This is a genomic window from Candidatus Accumulibacter propinquus, from assembly GCF_056856495.1.
Genome location: NZ_JBSEHC010000006.1, coordinates 79,422 through 93,161, shown reverse-complemented (window position 1 = coordinate 93,161; position 13,740 = coordinate 79,422). Strand labels below are relative to the sequence as shown.

At 64.7% G+C, this 13,740-nt stretch carries 9 protein-coding genes and 1 pseudogene; 5 read left to right on the top strand and 5 right to left on the bottom strand.

Annotation, left to right across the window (positions count from 1 at the left end; genetic code table 11):
- The first annotated feature begins 1 nt into the window (after position 1).
- The 5 genes and pseudogenes from AC15MQ_RS18775 to AC15MQ_RS18755 form a co-directional block, all read left to right on the top strand.
- Positions 2-1,969, top strand: coding sequence for a cobalamin-dependent protein (locus AC15MQ_RS18775; RefSeq protein ID WP_483080968.1), 1,968 nt, complete (start codon positions 2-4; stop codon positions 1,967-1,969).
- Positions 1,966-5,235, top strand: a complete 3,270-nt coding sequence (locus AC15MQ_RS18770; RefSeq protein WP_483080967.1) for a response regulator — start codon at positions 1,966-1,968, stop codon at positions 5,233-5,235. Before AC15MQ_RS18775 ends, AC15MQ_RS18770 begins: the two co-directional genes overlap by 4 nt.
- Before the next feature lie 95 nt (positions 5,236-5,330).
- Positions 5,331-6,638 carry a 23S rRNA (uracil(1939)-C(5))-methyltransferase RlmD gene (gene rlmD / locus AC15MQ_RS18765; RefSeq protein ID WP_483080966.1) on the top strand — a complete coding sequence of 436 codons (1,308 nt, stop codon included), beginning with the start codon at positions 5,331-5,333 and terminating at the stop codon, positions 6,636-6,638.
- A gap of 125 nt (positions 6,639-6,763) precedes the next feature.
- On the top strand, positions 6,764-7,495 hold the full coding sequence (locus AC15MQ_RS18760; RefSeq protein ID WP_483080965.1) for a flagellar brake protein: 732 nt from the start codon (positions 6,764-6,766) through the stop codon (positions 7,493-7,495).
- A 73-nt stretch (positions 7,496-7,568) separates the two neighbouring features.
- Positions 7,569-8,168, top strand: a pseudogene (locus AC15MQ_RS18755) (4'-phosphopantetheinyl transferase family protein); the annotation flags it as partial.
- Between the two features lie 60 nt (positions 8,169-8,228).
- On the opposite strand, the gene AC15MQ_RS18750 reads toward AC15MQ_RS18755, so the two are convergent.
- The 5 genes from AC15MQ_RS18750 to AC15MQ_RS18730 form a co-directional block, all read right to left on the bottom strand.
- On the bottom strand, positions 8,229-9,662 hold the full coding sequence (locus tag AC15MQ_RS18750) for an ABC transporter substrate-binding protein (RefSeq protein ID WP_483080964.1): 1,434 nt from the start codon (positions 9,660-9,662) through the stop codon (positions 8,229-8,231).
- A 9-nt stretch (positions 9,663-9,671) separates the two neighbouring features.
- Positions 9,672-10,475: a prohibitin family protein gene (locus tag AC15MQ_RS18745; protein WP_483080963.1), complete on the bottom strand. Its 804-nt coding sequence runs from the start codon at positions 10,473-10,475 to the stop codon at positions 9,672-9,674.
- A gap of 93 nt (positions 10,476-10,568) precedes the next feature.
- Complete coding sequence (locus tag AC15MQ_RS18740) at positions 10,569-11,150, bottom strand: YcjF family protein (protein WP_287654083.1); 582 nt, start codon at positions 11,148-11,150, stop codon at positions 10,569-10,571.
- A 170-nt stretch (positions 11,151-11,320) separates the two neighbouring features.
- Positions 11,321-12,979, bottom strand: a complete 1,659-nt coding sequence (locus AC15MQ_RS18735) for a cyclic peptide export ABC transporter (RefSeq protein ID WP_287668012.1) — start codon at positions 12,977-12,979, stop codon at positions 11,321-11,323.
- Between the two features lie 42 nt (positions 12,980-13,021).
- Complete coding sequence (locus AC15MQ_RS18730; RefSeq protein WP_287654087.1) at positions 13,022-13,726, bottom strand: HAD family hydrolase; 705 nt, start codon at positions 13,724-13,726, stop codon at positions 13,022-13,024.
- Positions 13,727-13,740: the final 14 nt, after the last annotated feature.

Sequence of the window (13,740 nt, the reverse complement as noted above, 5' to 3'; positions counted from 1 at the left end):
CATGACGGCGAATCCCGGCACCGCCGACCCTGGCGACAGACTCGCCGGCGAGGCCCGCTACCGACGCTTTCTGGACGCTCTCCTGGTCGGCGATGTCGCCTACTGCCGCGCCGAGGTCCAGGCCTGGCTCGACGCCGGCCGGGGAGTCCGCGCGCTCTACGAGGACCTCATTCAGCGCGCGCTCTACGATGTGGGCATGCTCTGGGAGAGCGGTCGCGCCTCGGTGGCCGACGAACATCTGGCTACGGCGATTTCCGAGAGTCTGCTCAACCTGAGCTACCCCTACCTCTTCGATCGACCGTCCACCGGCTGCTCGGCACTGGTCACCTGCGCGGCCAACGAACATCACCAGATCGGCGCCCGAATGGTCGCCGACATCTTCGAGCTGCACGGCTGGCGCAGCTATTTTCTCGGCGCCAACACACCGCAGGGCGACATTCTGGCGCTGATGGCGAGCCGGCGACCGCAGGTGGTCAGCCTGTCGCTGACCGTCCACTGCCACCTGGAACGGCTGCTCGAAATCGCCAACGCGATCCGCGGGCTGTACCCGGAGATGCCGATCATTGTCGGCGGCCAGGGTCTTGGAGACACTGGTCGGGCCCGCGTCGAAGCAATTCCCGGTGTGCACGTCATCGGCTCGCTGGCCGAACTCGAAGCGTGGATCGAGGGCAGCGCAGCGCGTCCCGGCACCTCCCCGGCCGATGCTGCCGTGGTCGCCCCGCTCCCCGCAGTGCAGACGAGCGAAATGGTGGAAAGAGGCACCGCCGCTGTCGACGGCACCGTGGACAACACCGGCGCCGGTACGTCCGGGATCGCAGCGGATCCCTTGCGCCTGGCAGCGCTCGAGGCTTGCGTCCGCGACGAGGCGCCACTGTTGGCACTGACACTCGACAGCGAGCTGCGGGTGATCGCGCTCAACACGTTCGCCACACAACTGCTGCCGCCGGCACGCCTCGGACGACCGCTGGCCGCGTTGCTGCTCGATTTCACCAGCCGCAACATCGACGTGGCGGCGCTGGTCGCCGCCGGCAGGAGCGCCGGTGGCCGCCGGTCACGGCTGACCCTGGCGACGGCCGCCGGCGTACCGGAAACCTTGACCTTCAGCTTCCACCCCCTCGCCGCCGGCACGCTGGCTCTCGGTTGGCCCGATTTTGCAGAGCAGCGACGACTGCGCGGCGAGGTCCTCGACCTCAACCGCGAACTCAACGATCTGATCCGGCAACTGCATCAGAGCAACGCCGAACTGCGTGAGCTCAACGCGCTCCGGGAAACCTTTCTCGGCATGGCTGTGGACGAACTGCGCACACCGATCGGCCTGATCATGACGCATACTGAACTGGTGCTCGACGCCACAGGCACAACGCCGGTTTCCGAACACCACGCTTCGTTGCGCAGTTGCCTGGCAGCCGCCGCCGGCATGAAACGGCGAGTCAACGACTTCCTCGCCGCGGCCACACCCGCAGCCGGCCGTCTGCGGCTGGATCTGGCGCCGGCCAGTGTCGCCGACCTTGTCGTGGCGACGCTGCCCCTGCTGCAGAGACTGGCGCAGCCCAGGAATGTGCGGCTCTTCGCCGACACCGCTGCGGCACCCGGCGAGTGGCTGCTCGACGCCGGCCGGTTACAGCAGGTGCTGGTGCACCTCGCCGGCAGCGCCATCAAGAATTCCGCCAGCGGCCAGCAAGTGCGCATCGAGGCCTGGATCGACGCCGAATTGCTGCATGTCGCGGTGCACGATCAGGGTCCGGACATTGCCGTCGCCGATCAGTTGCGCTGGTTCGACGGCGTCGGGCGAGGCGCCACGCGCCCCGGCGACAGCACCCGCAGCGTCGGCCCCGGACTGGCCATCGCCCGTCGGATCATCGAGGCGCACGGCGGCTGGATCGGCGTCGACAGCGCACCGGGCCGTGGCGCCTGTTTCACCTTCAGCGTTCCGGCACACCGCGCTGACGCCACAAAGGAGCAGGCATGAGCGCTGAACTATTCGCCAGCGAGCAATTCAGCGCGCTGGCGCAGGCGCCGGTGACTGCGTCAGCACGGATTCTCGTCGCCTACGACGACCCGGCACAGCGCGAAGTCACCTGCCGCACGCTGGAGCAGGCAGGCTACGCGACCTGCTTGGCTGTCGATGGCGCGGAAGCCTGGCGAGTGCTCCTCGCCGCGCCAGCGGCACTGGTGCTGCTCGCTCGCCGACTGCCCGACGTCGACGGCCGCGATCTTTGCCGTCGCATCAAGGGCGAAGCGGCGCTCGCCGACACTTTCGTGGTCATCACCGTCGACCAGCCGGCTGACTACGGTGAAACAGCGCCCGGCTGCGAGGGTGAGCCCGATGGTTGGATCGGGCTGCCGATCAGCGATCACCAACTGCAATCTTCGATCGCCACCTTCCTGCGCATCCGCGACCTGGCCGTTGCGCTGCGCGCCCGGAATGGCGAAATCGAACGGACGCGCCACGAACTGACCGCGCGCACAGCCGAACTGCAGGCCGCGCGCGCGGAAACCGACCGCCTGCTGGCGGCGGCCGAGGGCGGACGCGAAATGCTGCTGAGCGTCCTCGAAGACGAGCAGTCGGCGCGCAGCGAACTGCAGGCAACGCTCGACCGTCTCGAGCGCGCCGAGACCTACGCGCGCCTGGGCAACTGGTCGCTCGCCGTCGGTAGCGGCGAGAGTTACTGGTCGCAACAGATGTTCGCGCTGTTCGGTCTTGACCGCGCCGATGGCGTTCCCGATTGGCCGGGGTGCCTGGATCTGATCCATCCCGACGATCGACCGCAGATCGAACAGGCGCTCACCCTCATGACTGTCGGCGAAAACCCACAGGCGTCGATCTTTCGCAGCAATCCGGCGAACGGCGTGCAACGCTGGTTGCAGCCGACCTGGTGTTGCCTGCGCGATGCCGCCGGTCGCCCGCTGCGCTTCGAGGGGACGCTACAGGACATCAGCGAGCGCAGGCAGGCCGAGGATGACCTGCGCAAGCTCTCGCTGGCGGTCGAGCAAAGCCCCGAAAGCATCGTCATCACCAACCTCGATGCACAGATCGAATACGTCAACGAAGCCTTCGTCAGCGCCAGCGGCTACACGCGTGCGGAGCTTATCGGACGCGACGCGCGCCTGCTGCAGGCGGGCCCGACACCGCAGACAGGTTACGCCGCGATGTCCGCGGCACTGGCCGCCGGCGGCGCGTGGAAGGGCGAATTGCATAATCGTCGCAAGGACGGCGACGAGTACATCGAATACGCGATCATCACCCCGATCCGCCAGTCCGACGGACGCATCAGCCACCACGTCGCGGTCAAGGAAGACATCACCGAGAAGAAGCGGATCGGCGCCGAACTCGACCGCCACCGCCATCACCTCGAAGAACTGGTCCGCGAACGGACCGAGCAGTTGGCCGAGGCACACGCGCACGCCGAGGCGGCCAACCGGGCGAAGAGCGCCTTCCTGGCCAACATGAGCCACGAGATCCGTACGCCGATGAACGCCATCGTCGGTCTGACGCACCTGCTGCAGCGTGCCGACCCGACGCCGCAGCAGGCCGACCGTCTGAACAAGATCGATGCGGCGGCCCGGCACCTGCTGGCGATCATCAACGATGTGCTCGACCTGTCGAAGATCGAGATCGGCAAGCTGACTCTGGAGGAAACCGATTTCCGCCTCGATGCGATTCTGGATGGCGTCCGCTCGCTGATTGCCGAGCAGGCGCGCAGCAAGGGACTGGCGGTCGAGGTCGACACCGAGCATGTGCCGCTGTGGCTGCGCGGCGACCCGACCCGCTTGCGCCAGGCGCTGCTCAATTACGCCGGCAACGCGCTCAAGTTCACCGAACACGGTCGCATCGCCTTGCGCGCGCGTCTGCTCGAAGCAGCCGGCGAGGCCCTGCTGCTCCGCTTCGAGGTCGAGGATAGCGGCATCGGCATCGCCCCTGAAAACTTGCCGCGCCTGTTCGGTGCTTTCGAACAGGCGGATACCTCGACCACGCGCAAGTACGGCGGCAGCGGCCTCGGCCTGGCAATCACCCGCCGACTGGCCGAATTGATGGGCGGCAGCGCCGGTGCCGACAGTACGCCCGGCCAGGGCAGCACCTTCTGGTTCACCGCCTGCCTGCGGCGCGGTCGCGGCGCACTGCCACTGCTCGCACCCGCCCACAACGCCGAGGATACGCTGCGTCGACATTTCCCTGGTACTCGCCTGCTGCTCGCCGAAGACAATGCACTCAACCGTGAGGTGGTGATCGACCTGTTGCAGAGCCTCGGGCTGCTCGTCGATAGCGCCATCGATGGGCGTGCGGCCGTGCGCATGGCCACGGCAAAGGCCTACGACCTGATCCTGATGGACGTGCAGATGCCGGACATGGATGGTCTCGAAGCGACGCGGGCAATCCGCGCGCTGCCAGGGGGCGCCTCGATACCGATCGTGGCGATGACCGCCAACGTCTTCGATGAAGATCGGCGAGCCTGCACTGCGGCCGGGATGACCGATTTCGTCGGCAAACCGGTGGAACCCGAACAACTGTACGCTACCCTGCGGCGATGCCTGCCGCTGCTGCCTTCCCGACCGACGGCCGCAGCCGCGCCGGCGCCGCGTGCGACACCCACGCCGGTCGTAGACCAATACGCGACGCTGAGCCGCCTGGCGGCTATCGCCGATCTCGACGCCGCCAGCGGCGTGCGCCTGCTGAACGGCAACGTGGCCAGTTATTGCCGGTTGCTACGCCTCTACGCCGAAAGTTATGGAGAAACGATCGGCGATCTGCGTCGGCAACTCCGCGCTGGCGAGCGTGCCGAGGTGCAGCGCTACGCGCACGCACTCAAGGGCGTATCGTCCAATCTGCGCGTCACCGGCGTGCAGCAGGCCGCTGTCACCCTCGAAGCGGCACTCGGTTCCGGCAACGCCACCGCCGAAGAGCTCGACGCGCTTGCCGTGCAAATCGCCGCGCGCTACGCGACGATCTGCAGTGCACTCATCACCGCCCTGGAACCGCCACCGGAAGCGACAGGCACGCCGCCTGCAGAAGTCGATTGGGCAGGCGCGCGCCGCCTTCTGGGAGAGATCGAAGCGCTGCTCGCCGGCTCCCATCTGCGTGCCCATCAACTGGTCGATGAGAACGCCGCGCTACTGCACAGTGCGCTCGGCGATATTGGTGCCGAGCTAGAACGACAGGTTCGCCAGTTCCGCTATCCCGAGGCCCTGGAGATCCTGCAACGCGCCCGCAGCCAGCACCCGGAACTCGCGCCCTGACACTCGAGCATCCGGCCAGGCGTTCGCCCCGATCGCCGGTAAACTGCCCGCACATTCGGGATAAAATCGCCGCTTTCCTTGGGTGAAAGCGGCGCATGCCAACCGGAATCATAGAATCGCTGGACCATGAGGCACGCGGGGTGACGCGGCTCGATGGCAAGACGGTTTTCGTCGAGGGCGCGCTACCCGGCGAACGCGTCGAATATGCCAGCTATCGCCGCAAGCCGAGCTATGAACTGGCCCGCACGCTGCGCATCCTGAACCCTTCGCCGGAGCGGGTCACGCCGCGCTGCCCGCACTTTGCGGTCTGCGGCGGTTGCAGCATGCAACATCTCGACGCGGCGGCGCAGGTCGCGGCCAAGCAGCGTTTGCTGGAGGACAATCTCTGGCATCTCGGCCGCATCAAGGCCGAGCAGCTCTACGCCCCGATTCACGGACAACCCTGGGCTTACCGCTATCGCGCCCGTCTCTCGGTACGTTTCGTGCTGAAAAAGGGGGGCGTGCTGGTCGGTTTTCACGAGAAGAAGAGCAGCTACGTCGCCGACATGCAGCAGTGCGAAATCCTGCCGCCGCATCTCTCGGCGATGCTCCTGCCACTGCGTGAACTGGTTGGCCGGATGTCGATCCGCGATCGACTGCCACAGATCGAAGTGGCGGTCGGCGAACGGATGACGGCGCTGGTGTTGCGCATCCTGGAGGGGCTCAGTCCGTCTGACGAGGTCCTGCTGCGCGAGTTTGCCGACCGTCACGCGGTGGTCTTCTACCTGCAGCCACAGGGACCGGCCACGGCCTACCGGTTTTATCCGCTCACCGGCCCGCAACTGTCTTACCTCCTGCCGGAGTTTGCCGTCGAGCATGCCTTCTCGCCGACCGAGTTCACGCAGGTCAATCACGCGATCAACCGCGTGCTGGTACGACGGGCGATGACGCTGCTCGCGCCGCAACCGGGCGAGCGCATCGCGGACATGTTCTGTGGTCTGGGGAACTTCACCCTGCCGATCGCGCGTGCGGGCGCGCGCGTGGTCGGCGTCGAGGGCAGCCCCGAACTGGTTCGCCGCGCCACCGGGAACGCGCTGGCGAACGGTCTGGGCGATCGGGTCGAATATCGGGTCGCCAATCTCTTCGAAACCACGCCGGAAACGCTGGCTGCGCTGGGCCGCTTCGACCGGATGCTGATCGACCCACCGCGCGAAGGCGCTCTGGAACTGATCAAGTCACTGGACGCCGAGCGCCCGCGGCGCATCGTCTACATCTCGTGCAGCCCGGCCACGCTGGCACGCGACGCGGCGATTCTGGTCACGCAGAAGGACTACCGCCTGCGTGGCGCCGGCGTGGTGAACATGTTTCCCCATACCTCGCACGTCGAGTCGATCGCCCTGTTCGAACGTCACCCCTCGCCCTGAGCATCCACCCACCGCGGCAACTGCGCTACGCAGGACGGCCGGCAACGATTTCTCTCCCGATAGATCCACTCTGCTGAAAGTTCTTTATGATCTGTGCTTTCAGACCGGGCCACGGAAATTCGACGATGACCGCCGACAGCAGGGAAGAACGCGCTCCGAAGCAGGAGGCCGAGGGACGCGGCACGACCGAAACAACTGCCGAGCGGAGCGTACCGCTCGACGAGGTCAAGCTGGCCATCGGCGATTCCTTCCAGGTCCAGCCACAGACCGATCTGGCGCAAAGCCGGTACTACGTCAAGCTGATCGGCTATCTCAAAGGCAAGAGCGTTGTGACCACGATTCCGGAAGCAGACGGAAAACTCTGTTACCTGCGCGACGGGCAGACCCTGGTCGTACGCTTTTTCGCCGGCAAGAATGCCTATGCCTTCACCGCCAATGTGCTGCGTTCGTCGAGCATCCCTTTTCCACACATGTATCTCAACTATCCGCCGCAGGTGCGTGGTCTGGTGGTACGCGCCGGCGAGAGAGTCCCGGTGCGGATCATCTGCGCCATCGACATGCCGCATGGGTCGAGCACGATTGCCGCGGCAGGCCTGATGACCAACCTCAGTGTCGGCGGCGCCTTGCTGACAACCAAGACGGCGCTGGGAAAGAAAGGCGCGCTCCTGTCCGTCAAGTTTCGCCTGCATGTCAGGGGGATCGAGGTGCTGATGGCGATTGATGCGACGATTCGCTCACAATCGCAGGATGCGTCCGGTGAATTCCTCCAGGGCATCGAGTTCGCCGGCCTGCCCGATGCCACGGCCATTGCGCTGACTACGTTCGTCTATCAGACCCTGGCGGAAGCGTCGCGCTGACGACTTCGGCAGCGCCGGTGCTGTTGACCGTGTCTGCCCGAGGCCAGGACTGGCGCGCCAGCGAAGCCTTCCTATGAGTGATTCACCCTTCGACCAGGAGGTGACCCTCAGGCTGGAGTTGAGCCGGAGCGACTCCCGGATGGCCGTCGGCCTCTGCGTGCTGTCGGCGTCGACCGGCGCACTGCGGCACCTCAGGCGGCAGTTCCTGCACCCCGGGGAATTGCTCCTGGCGGCGGCGATGCCGGTGCAGAAACGTGCCGACGATTTCCTGCGCGGACGTTATGCCTGCAAGCGCGCGATCGCCGCCCTGCATCCGGATGTCGACCCGACCGGGGTGCACATCGGCATGGGCGTATTTCGCCAGCCGGTGCTGCAGGCGCCCAATACGCTGGGATTGCAGGTCAGCGTCAGCCACAGCGGTGCGATTGGGGCGGCGCTGGCGTTCGCGGAAGGGCATCCGATGGCGCTCGACGTCGAGCAGTATGATGCCGAGCGTGCGCGCGTCATCGAGAGCGCGCTGACCGCGCACGAAGTCACGCTCGCGGCGCAGATGCGGCTGCCCCGCCTGCAGGCGTATACCCTGCTCTGGACGATGAAGGAAGCCTTGTCCAAGGTGCTCAAATGCGGCTTGACCAGCCCCTTCCACGTCCTCGAAGTGGCCGCCGTCGAGCACGCCGGCGCCGGCCTCGCCGCCTGCTTCCGGCATTTCACCCAGTATCGTGCGATCGCCTTCTCACTCGCTGAGAACGCCTGCGCCATCGTGCTGCCGCGGGAAAGCCGCGGCCTCGCCGTTGAGACCTTGCAGGCGGCCTTTGCCGCCAGCGCCGCGAAGCGCGAGGCCAATGCCGTTCTCCGATCCCTCACCGAATGAGCCGACTGCCACGAATTGCCCTTGCTGCATTTGCTTGAGATAGACCGGCCGATCGAGCACCTCGCCGTCCTGACCGAAACCATAGTCGCCATACAGGCCCCGCCAGCCCCGGTAGGCGCGCAACGCCGACCCGACCGCTGCCGGCAAGGTCGTCCCGGCGCGCTCCCAGGCCTGGGCCAGGAGTCGCACCGCCTCGTAGCCCTCGCTGGCCCAGTTGTCCGGCGGCATGCCATAACGCGCCAGGTAGTTGCGCGCAAACTCCACCGCCATGGCGGCAGGCGCCGTGCCGTCGGCCGGCAACAGCGAAGCCACCACCACGTCGCGCGCCTGCCCCCCGGAGGCTTCCCATAAGCGGGGTGAGGCCATCGCGTCCGAACCGATGATCAACTGGTCGATGCCGCGCATGCGGATTTCCCTGATCAGTGCGCCGGCGCGCGGCAACGCATCGGCGATCAGGATCGCGTCGTACTGGTAATTGCCCAGATTGCTGACCAGGGCGGAAAAATCGTCTTCGCCGGGCGCATAGGACTGCATCGTCGCAATCGACAGGGCATGTTCGCGATCCTCGACGTTCGGGTTGCTCGCCCTCAGACGGTCGCGGAAAATGGCCGCCAGGGTATTGCCGTAGGGGGTGCGCGGATACAGCAGGGCAATGCGCCCGGCGCCGCGACTGCGGCAATAAGCGACCAGTGCGCCGGCAAGCTGCTTGTCGTCGGGAATGGAGCGAAACACATTCCGGAAACCATGACCGGTCAGGCGCGGATCGCTCACCGTCGACGCCAGATACAGCAGCTTGTTGTTGTCGTAGGTGAGCGAGGCCGAGATGGCCTGCTCGGCGCTGCGGTGGCCGACCACCGCCACGATCGCCACCTGGCGCGCCAGTTCGTACTGGACCTTGTCCGATTCCTGCCCATCGCGCTCGAAAAACCGGCTCAGCCTGATCGGCCGCGCACTGCGACCACCCCGTTCGGGATCTTGTGCCACCCCGCCGCGCGCGTTGATTTCTTCGACCGCCAACTGCACACCGCGAAAGAATCCGTCGTCCTGGTTGTCCCAGACCGCCGCCAGGTCGATCGGGCCGGTGCTTTCCAGTGAATGGCTGGTGCGCGCCGCGCTGGTGTGGATGTAGAAGGCACTTCGCTCGGAGAAGAAGTAATAACCCACGCCCACCACCAGCGCAAACAGCATCAGGAAGCGCACCTGCACCGTCGTGTCCTTGCGCACCATGGCCAGCAGCAGCAGCAAGGTCACCAGGCTGACGACATTGAACGCCCAGAACAGGAAGGTGGTCCGCATGCGCCTGGCCTATTTCTCGGAATTGAGAATCAGCGGCAAACCGCCTGGGCCGTTGCCGATCACCACTACCTTCGCATTCGGCGAAGCCGCAAGATCCCTGGTGGCCTCGACGCCGCGCCACTTGAGCATGTTCGGGCTCAGCGACTTGTCGATGATCTGGTTGTAGGCGGCGTAACCCCTGGCCTCGATTTCCTTGCGGATCGCTTCCTGGCGGGCGCCAGCGATCTTGAAGGTGAAGGCCTCGGCAATGTGCTTCTGCTGGATCTTTTCCTGAATCGACTTCTGCACCGACGGTGGCAGTTCGATGCTTTCGACGATCACATCGTTGATCACCACGTAGTTGGAAACCAGTTCATCGATCGCCTTCACCACCACCTGCGTCACCGCCAGATCACTGGTGGTATACAGCGACTCGGCAGTCAGCCGGCTCACTTCCGTGCGCAGCACCGACTCCACTTCGGGAAGTACCAGCACCTCGGCATAATTCCTGCCGACGCGCTTGTGCAGCATCCCCAGCAACTCGTATTCCGGGTAGTAGCGCACCGACACCTTCACCCTCGCCGACAGGCCCTCACTGGTGAGCAGGTCGAGCGTCATCTTGCTTTCCTGGATGCGCACGTTGTAGACCACCATTTCGTCCCACGGAAAGATGATCTGCAGGCCTTCGCCATAGACGACATCGGTCACCGTGCCCTGGAAGAAGCGGCGAAAATGCACGCCGCCCTCTCCCGAGTGGATGGTGATGAAGATCTGGGGAATGAAGTAGATGAAGACGAACAGCCCCAACAGCGATATGACGATCAGCTGCGGCATTATTTTACGCATGTGACTTGATGATCCAGATCATGAGAGTGCCGGCAGCGACGGAAAGGCCGGGCCCGGACGAGCGGGCCGCGATCGTTCAGCTCAGACGCTGGCTTCGGACTTTTCCGCCACCTCGGGCTGCGCTGCCGTTTTCAGCTTGGCCGCCTTCTCCTTGCCGAGATGCAGGAAAGCGAGGAATTCATCCTTGGCCGCACCGGTGTCGAAATCGCTGATGCTGCCGCCGCGCTCGAAATGCTGCGCAAACACCTTGCCGACGGCATAGGTCGAGGCGCCCGACAGGATCACCATCGAGGCCGAACCCAGTGTCCAGCCGACCACCGGTATCCAGCGCACCAGGCTGGCCACCGGCCAGGCCGCAAAGGCCGGCAAGGCACCGCCCACCAGCGCCGACACCAGCGGGCCGGTATCGCGTTTTGAAAAAGGCGTCTGGTACAGTTCGGCCAGACGACGCAGCATGCGCAATTGCACGGCCGTCACACCGATGAAGTCGACAAGGGGAATCGGCACCACCCCCACCCCCATCGCCAACAGCATATCCTTGTGGATGATGCGCTCGGCATCGACCATCCGGCTGCTGGCAACGGCGGGCGGCGCATCCGCCACCTGCCCGTCCTCGGCACCCGCTGGCGCGCCCGCAACCGCAATGCTACTGTCTGTCGTCATGATTACCGCTCCTCTGAATGAAAAACATGCCCGCCAGGACGGTGCGCTGGCCTGCTGCCAGCCGCCTGTCCCGCCAGGGCGGAAGAAAATTGCGGCGAAGGCGTTGTCTTGCCGGCCGCGTCGATCTGCCAACGATTTTGCCTTATAACAGATTCATTATTGATGCACACTCAAATTGCGTTGCCGGCCGATCCCTCCCGGGATGCCGGTGCGGCGTGCGCATCGCCGACCACGGCCCCACCGTCGAGCTTGACGAGGCGGTCGGCATGCCCCCAGTAGGCGTCGTCATGGGTGACGGCAATCACCGTCTTGCCGCGTTGCTTGAGTTCGGGCAGGATGACTTCGTAGAATTGGCGCCGGAAACGCTGATCCTGGTCGGCTGCCCATTCGTCGAAGACATAGATCTGCCGGTCCTCGATGAGCGCGATGATCAACGCCAGACGCTTGCGCTGGCCGGTCGATAGCTTGAGCGTCGAGAACGCGCCATCGGCAAAGCTGACCTTCTGCTCCAGTCCGAGGTCGTGGATCAGGGCGTTGATGCGCGCCGCGTCGACGTCGTGATAGCCGTAGAAGCGGTCGAAGAGATGAAAGTCGGTAAAGATTGCCGAGTACATCTCGCGCAGCGCGAATACGCTGGCCTGGTTGACCGCCACGCCATCGACGGTAATGGCTCCGGCATCCGGGCGGTACAGGCCGGTCAGCAGCTTCAGCAGCGTGGACTTGCCGCTGCCGTTGCCGCCGGTCAGGAACAGGATCTCGCCGCGCTGCACCTCCAGATTGAGCGGGCCCACCGAAAAAGCCTTCTCCCCGGACTGGTCCTGATACGCAAAGTGCATGTCCCTGGCAGAGATCGTCTGAAAGCCGGGAAATAGCTCCAGCGTCTCCGGGCGCAGTTCGACCGCCGCGTCGAGCTGCGCCTCAAGCGCCGCCATGTTCTTGAGCGCGGCATTGGAGCGGGCAAAGACGGGGATGATTTCGACGAAGCCGGACAGGTAGCCGACGATGAACAGCACCACCGAGGTGCTCTCCATGACCTGGCGGCTGTAGGTGTCGATGAACCGCGGCAGCATGAAGACCACCACCGCCAGGATGATATAGAACGAGGCCTGCATGACGATGCGGAAGCGGATGTACTGGACCGCCGTCTTCATGCTCAGGGCACGCGCGTCCTGCACCGCGGCGTTGAAGGTGGCGAACAGATCTTCGCACTTGGCGTGGTTGATCTTGATTTCCTTGAAACCCTCGATCATGTCGGCCATGTAACCCGACTGGCGACCCTCGCGGACGATCAACTCTTCGAGCTGCTGCTTGTTGGTGCTGTCGCGCATGTAGCGCAGGAAGATCAGCAACCCGACTCCGGCCATCACTACCAGAAAGGCCGCGGCTGAAATGATGAACAGGTAGATCGAACAAAACACCAGCATCATCAGCGACTGCATGCCGTAGATCACGCTGTCGGAGGACTGCAGGATCTGGCTGATGTTGCGTGCGGTCTTGGCGATCACTTCGCTGGGGTTGAGCGCTTCGATCGTGCTCAGGCTGGCGTTCTGGATTTTCTCGTAGATGCGCAGGCGCTGCTTGCTCATCGCCAGTTCCATCACCTGTTTGCCGCGATTCTCGGAAATGTCCTTCGAATACAGGTAGAGCACCAGACCGACCACGAACAGGATGAAGTCGCGCGTGGCGACGGTTTCGGAATGGACCGCCATGGCACCCGCATTGATCAGGCCGACCAGCGCGCCGTTTGCCGCGCCCGACACCACCGCCATCAGGATGATGAGCTTGAACGCTTTCGACGACTCGCTCTTGAATAACTTGATCAATTCCATGCCAGGCTGGTCCGGTGGTTTTCTGGTAATCGTCCGGCGGCGTCAACGCCACCAGAAGTCGCCGCTGCCGGCTTCGCGGTCGATGGCTTCGAGCATGGCGCGGTCAATCTGGCCGACCGAGTCGACGATATGCCTGACACCAGTCTCCTGCATGTCCTTCTTCTGCCAGCTCCACGGCGCCAACGACGGTACCCCGATGAAAGGCACGCGCAGCGCCCGGGCATGCTCGGCGACAAAGTTGACGTCGTCGATGAACAAGGCCTGTTGCGGTTCGACCTGATGGATCTCCTCGATGATTTCGCGTATCCCGGGGCGACAGTCGTTGGTGCACACGTACTGCACGAAGCGCTCGGCATACCTCCCCAGGCCGTCGCGCATGTGCTGTTCGGCAAGCCCACCGTAGCAGAGCAGCGTCACTTCCAGGCCAGCCAGCAGGTCGAGGAACTCCGGGACTTCGGGCCGCATGCCCGACGGATTGTGGCGCAGATACTCGGCGCGGTACTCGAAATAGCTTTCGAGACTTTGCTCGGTGCTCTTGGCCAGGTCCTGCGCGCTCATCGTAGCCTGCACCAACTGGCGGATGTAGGCGACCACTTCGGCACGCGGGCGCGAGAAGGTATGGCGTTCGAGCGCACGCGTATAGTCGATGCGGTAATAGTCGCGGCACAACTGGTACATGATCGGGCTGAAGGTATCCACCAGCAGCGGCCCGTCCAGGTCGATGGCAATCAGCTTGATCGTTTCCATGTCACTTTCTGCGC

Bases quoted from the DNA above. Each gene is read 5' to 3' on its own strand.
- AC15MQ_RS18730 (WP_287654087.1), bottom strand. From the start codon at position 13,726: ATGGAAACGATCAAGCTGATTGCCATCGACCTGGACGGGCCGCTGCTG.
- AC15MQ_RS18760 (WP_483080965.1), top strand. From the start codon at position 6,764: ATGACCGCCGACAGCAGGGAAGAACGCGCTCCGAAGCAGGAGGCCGAG.
- AC15MQ_RS18750 (WP_483080964.1), bottom strand. From the start codon at position 9,662: ATGCGGACCACCTTCCTGTTCTGGGCGTTCAATGTCGTCAGCCTGGTG.
- AC15MQ_RS18735 (WP_287668012.1), bottom strand. From the start codon at position 12,979: ATGGAATTGATCAAGTTATTCAAGAGCGAGTCGTCGAAAGCGTTCAAG.
- AC15MQ_RS18745 (WP_483080963.1), bottom strand. From the start codon at position 10,475: ATGCCGCAGCTGATCGTCATATCGCTGTTGGGGCTGTTCGTCTTCATC.
- AC15MQ_RS18740 (WP_287654083.1), bottom strand. From the start codon at position 11,150: ATGACGACAGACAGTAGCATTGCGGTTGCGGGCGCGCCAGCGGGTGCC.
- AC15MQ_RS18770 (WP_483080967.1), top strand. From the start codon at position 1,966: ATGAGCGCTGAACTATTCGCCAGCGAGCAATTCAGCGCGCTGGCGCAG.
- rlmD (WP_483080966.1), top strand. From the start codon at position 5,331: ATGCCAACCGGAATCATAGAATCGCTGGACCATGAGGCACGCGGGGTG.
- AC15MQ_RS18775 (WP_483080968.1), top strand. From the start codon at position 2: ATGACGGCGAATCCCGGCACCGCCGACCCTGGCGACAGACTCGCCGGC.